Genomic DNA, 5153 nt, shown 5'->3' with positions numbered 1-5153 from the left:
CGCCGCCGCATGACGCTGCAACTTCAAGAGCGGCCGCGTGATCCCCGCTATCATCACCCCTAACGCCCCCACCGAAATCCCCAGTAAAATCCCCAACCCCCACACCAAGCCATCGGGGTTAGTCGTCATCCCCGCCATCAATTCAGCCTCCGGGATGACCATCACCAACGACCAATTCAAACCGGGAAACTCCGTATCCAAGGCGCTGACCTGTAACCAATAGGGCTGGCGCTGGAGGGTAAATCTCTGTTGCCACAGGTTTTGCGATCGCTCCACCCGCTGCGGCTGAAGCTGCACAATTTCAGTGGCCGCCGCCGCCAAAACAGGATCAGTAAAGTCCGCCAAGGTTAAGCGTTGAAACTCACCTTGATAACCCGGATAGATCTGACCCTCGACGAAGGGGGGCAGTGGCTGCGTCAGTTGAAAGAGATCATCCTGACTCGACGTGGCAATCACCTCGTCTTGATCATCCAAAATCAGAACAGAGCAACCTTCACAACTCGGAGCCGATCGCACAAAGGTTTGTAAGTCGCGTAAATTGAGATTGACCGCAAACACCGCCTCCAGTTGCGATCGCTCATCCAAAATCGGGAGATAGGCACTAATCACCAGTTCAGGACTTTGGCCCACTTGAAACGGCTGCGTCCAGCCTGCCTGCTGAGTTTGTAACGCCTGGTGATACCAAGGGCGGTCTTGCACCGGAAACGGATCAAGCACTGCCAGTTCCATCTCCGGCTGCCCCGTCGCATCTAAGCCATAGACATTAAACTGCTGCGGGCGATCGGGGTTCGATTGACCCTGTTCCAGTAGCCCCGGCAATAGGGTGCTGCGGTGCATGGTGCGAAAATTACCATTCGGGCGACCCATGAGCAGCGTCGAAACCGTCTCGAACTGTTGGAGGCGTTCATACATCATCTGCTCAACCGCCGCCAAATCATCCAGATCCAGACGACCCCGCTGCACATCTTGACGATTCATCTGATTAATCAATCCAGGTGTCGTTAAGATGGATTGCACATAACGTTCAATGTCTTGTTCGACTTTGAGCATGCGTTGACTTAGCAATTGGTCAACGGCAATTTGACGATTTTGATACGCCAAATAGCTGACCAATCCGGATGTAATTAACAACTGAGTCGCACAGATTCCGCCCAGCATCACCCGGATAGAAAGAGAGTTAAAGCGAAGTTTAAGCGGTTGAATCACAAGGCCTCATCAACGTTGACTAAAGGATCACAATGTGTTTTTTTTGATTGTCCAATGACTTACAGCCCTGACCTTGATCACCAAGCACAGTCTTGCCAAGACGCGATAGGGAATGACACGGGGTTGGTGTACTCAATATTTTAAGGAAAGGCTGTATCGCAGTTTTCATAAACATGAGGGACAAAAGATCCCCCTCAATCTCCCTCAAAAAGGAGGCGGCGGCGTTCTCATCTTTTCGCAATTTGCCATAATGCTCCCGCTAGTTGAAATGATGGACTGATATCTCAGTGTGCTTTAACAATAAAAATATTTGAAATGTAATGTCACTAGACAGCCTATTGATCAGCATATTACTTAACCTTACCACAGAATATTTTGACCTGTTTGTCAACAAATAACACGTCATTCCTAAGACTGAATCTTAACTATTTCAGATGAGTTTCTCGCCTTTTTTCTGGGTGCATCCCACTTTTACAGATTCCCATGGCTCGCCAGGGAGCACCCTCATCCCCAGCCCTTTTCCCGCAGGAGAAAGGAGCTAAAAGCCCTCTCCTGCGGGAGAGGGTTGGGTGAGGGATTGCATAACTGGGATGCACTCTTTTTTCTGTACAAAAGTATTTAAGAATATTCAGCACTGCGATGTAATTCAGACGGGTACAAATCCATGACCTGGGTGATGTTAAAGCGAGATTGCACGCCGAGGTTCAGCGGGGAATAGTGACCCAAGCGGACGTGTTCGGCGGCGGCACAGGCGATCATGGCGGCGTTGTCGGTGCAGAATTTTAAGGGGGGGAAATGAACGCCGAGGCTGTGGGCTTGGGCGGCGTGGGTGAGTTGCGATCGCAGTTCACTATTGGCCGCCACACCGCCCCCAACCGCAATACATGGCAGATGATGATCCAGAGCGCAGGCGATCGCCCGTTTCGTTAGGGCTTTCGCCACCGTGTGCTGAAAACTCGCGGCCAGATCTGCGATCGGTAATTGATCCGACTCAGCCTGAAGACGCTGCACTAGGCGCAAAACCGCCGTTTTGAGGCCGCTAAAACTGGAATCGTAGGGATGAAAACCGCCATTGTTGGGCAGGGAAACGCGCCCTTCCGGGAGGGGGTAAGCGTGGGGGTTGCCGGTTTTGGCGATGCGATCGATCGCAGGGCCGCCCGGATAGCCCAAACCCAAGAGCCGCGCCACTTTGTCAAAGGCTTCTCCGGCGGCATCGTCGCGGGTGCTGCCCCGTTGCACGTATTGGCCGCAGGCGTTGACCTGAATCAAACTCGTATGGCCCCCGGAGACGAGTAAACAGAGAAACGGCGGCTCTAGCTCCGGTTGGCTGAGGTAGGTGGCGTAGAGATGACCTTCGAGGTGATGCACGCCTAAAAAGGGTTTCCCGTGGAGGAGGGCGAGGGTTTTCGCGGCGGTGATGCCCACGAGCAACGCACCGACGAGACCGGGGGCGCAGGTGGCGGCGATCGCATCAATCCCATCCCAGCCTAACCCTGATTCAGCTAAGGCGGTGGCAATACAGGGGTTCACCGCTTCGAGGTGCTGCCGCGAAGCCAGTTCCGGCACAACGCCCCCGTACTGCCGATGGAGGTCAATTTGGGACGCGACCACATTACTGAGCAGGGTGCGATCGCGCACCACCGCCACCGCCGTTTCATCACAACTCGTTTCAATCGCTAACACGGTCGCCATAGCACACCAAAAAATAATTCAGAACACAATCATCATGATCAATGCCAAGCACCCCATCCCAAGGGTCAGCACCCGATTGATTTCAGGATGTCAGCATCATCACCCTCTCCGGCTCATCTGCCCCTTGATTGCCAAATCAGGACAGTTCACCGCGTCAAACTGTGTCAATTATGGGAATTCCCAGACGCTGCATCACATTTCGTAACGTAATCTTTACTGGGTTAACGCCTCAGAGTAAGATTGCATCGATTGTACACCTGATTTTTTGAATCAACGGTACATACCTTGTAGTATTTCGTAACAAAAGGTAACATTTCTATGCGGAAGTTGTTGGCTTTAATCTTGGTTGCGACGTTGTGGCTTAACTTTGCCCCCGCCGCTTCAGCAGATGACTATGGCCTCGTCCCCTGTAGCGAATCGGCTGCGTATCTTCAAAAATCAAAATCCTTTTTGAATACCACCGCCGATCCTCAATCCGGTCAAAAACGTGCCGAGCGTTATTCCGAAGCCCTCTGTGGCCCGGAAGGCTACCCTCACTTAATTGTGGATGGTCGCTGGGACCACGTTGGTGACTTCACCATTCCCGGTTTAATGTTTCTCTATGCTGCGGGTTGGATTGGTTGGGTAGGTCGTGCCTATCTGATCGCCATTCGTGACGATAAAGATGCAGAGATGAAAGAAATTATCATCGATGTGCCGCTCGCCTTCAAACTCATGTTGGGCGGTTTCGCTTGGCCCCTGGCGGCGTTTGGTGAATTCACCTCCGGCAAAATGACGGTAGCGGACAGCGATGTCCCCATTTCCCCCCGCTAGGGTTGGGAATTGAGCCGTTGAAGTTTGTTTGCATAGATACATATTGGGAGAACCGTCATGGCAAAATTTCTTTCGACTGCGCCCGTGCTAATCATGGCGCTATTGACTGTCACAGCAGGCTTGCTGATTGAAATCAATCGTTTTTATCCTGATTTGTTGTTTCACCCTCTCCAGTAGGGAAACACCCTGTCACACCGACAACATCATTAAATTGAATGCTTGAATGGTGTTGCAAACTCGCAGTTCATCCTCATGAATTGCGGGTTTTTTGTGGGCTGGTGTTCGGGACTCAAGCTCAGAGCGAATCAACCCGACCCAAGTTGGGCAAAGGGTGCATCTCACTTTTGCAGATTCCCATGGCTCACCAGAGACCCCCCTCATCCCCAGCCCTTCTCCCGCAGGAGAAAGGAGCCAAAAGCCCTCTCCTGCGGGAGAGGGTTGGGTGAGGGATTGCATCACTGAGATGCACCCTAGTGGATTGACACACCTTAAACGGTGGGTTAAGGCGGATTACTAAGTTGTAGTGATGGCAGGAGTTTAAGCCGCCTAACCCACCCTACAGTAAAGCCTATTTTTAGCTGTGCCACGACTAAAGCAAGGCATTAAGTAGGGTGCTGTTAGCGCAGCGTAACGCACCAAGCACGGATATTTCAGCGATCGCAGTCATTGCATAACTTAAGACGTGCCACGACACTAGGCAAATAATGGAGATGATGGTGCAATTAACAGCAGTGCAGGGGGAAGTGGCGGCGTTGGGCGGGGCGTTGCTTTGGGCGATCGCATCGGTGATCTATGGGCGGATGGGGCAGCGGATTCCGGCGCTGGTGTTGAATTTCAGCAAGGGGGCGATCGCGATTACCCTGATTCTCTTCACGCTGATTCTGGGGCGATCGCCCCTGCCCGATGTTGCGCCCTCGGTGGTGTGGCTCCTCGCCCTCAGTGGCATGATCGGCATTGGCCTCGGTGATACGGCCTACCTCAATGCTCTCCGCGCCTTGGGGGCCCGCCGCGCCCTCTTGCTGGAAACCCTCGCCCCGCCCCTCTCGGCGATCCTCGCCTGGGGAGCCTTGGGCGAAACCCTCACCCTAGGGTCATGGGCGGGGATTGCCCTCACCTTACTCGGCGTGGCTTGGGTAATTAGTGAACGCACGCCGACCATAGAGACAGCGATCGCACCGTTAAAACAGGGCCTGCTGTGGGGGCTACTCGCCGAATTCGCCCAGGCAGTGGGGGCGGTGATGTCGCGGGCGGCGTTGGTGGATTCTGCGATGCCGCCGCTGTGGAGTAGCGTGATCCGACTGGGGGGCGGTGAGGTGATTGTGCTGCTGTTGCTCCTCGGCCGGAGGGCGCAGATCCGGGATACCCTGCCGACCCTGACCCGCCGGACGGTCGCGGGGGGGGGGGGGGGGGGGGGGGGGGGGGGGGGGGGGGGGGGGGGGGGG

5 protein-coding genes are annotated in these 5153 nt (G+C 54.2%); 3 read left to right on the top strand and 2 right to left on the bottom strand.

The genetic code is table 11. From position 1 onward, the window contains the following. Positions 1-1050, bottom strand: a 1050-nt coding sequence (locus tag PN477_RS13295) for a cache domain-containing protein (protein WP_334310545.1), incomplete at its 3' end; no start/stop codon positions are given. A 774-nt stretch (positions 1051-1824) separates the two neighbouring features. Beyond that, positions 1825-2898 (bottom strand): tRNA (adenosine(37)-N6)-threonylcarbamoyltransferase complex transferase subunit TsaD, encoded by a 1074-nt coding sequence (gene tsaD / locus PN477_RS13290; RefSeq protein WP_272116020.1) that lies wholly within the window; start codon positions 2896-2898, stop codon positions 1825-1827. Positions 2899-3216: 318 nt separating this feature from the next. On the opposite strand from tsaD, the gene PN477_RS13285 reads away from it, so the two are divergent. The 3 genes from PN477_RS13285 to PN477_RS13275 all read left to right on the top strand — a co-directional run. Next, a complete protein-coding gene (locus PN477_RS13285; RefSeq protein WP_272116022.1) occupies positions 3217-3711 on the top strand; it encodes a Photosystem I reaction center subunit III in 495 nt (164 codons plus the stop codon). 57 nt (positions 3712-3768) lie between these two features. Beyond that, positions 3769-3888 carry a photosystem I reaction center subunit IX gene (gene psaJ, locus PN477_RS13280; protein WP_272116024.1) on the top strand — a complete coding sequence of 40 codons (120 nt, stop codon included), beginning with the start codon at positions 3769-3771 and terminating at the stop codon, positions 3886-3888. A gap of 533 nt (positions 3889-4421) precedes the next feature. Beyond that, positions 4422-5153: DMT family transporter (locus tag PN477_RS13275; protein WP_272147337.1), on the top strand; the 732-nt coding region annotated here is incomplete at its 3' end.

Source organism: Spirulina subsalsa CS-330 (genome assembly GCF_028330765.1).
GTDB classification, from domain to species: Bacteria; Cyanobacteriota; Cyanobacteriia; order Cyanobacteriales; family Spirulinaceae; genus Spirulina; species Spirulina subsalsa_A.
Note: the sequence above shows the minus strand (reverse complement) of the source record. Positions and strands in the feature narration are given on the sequence as shown.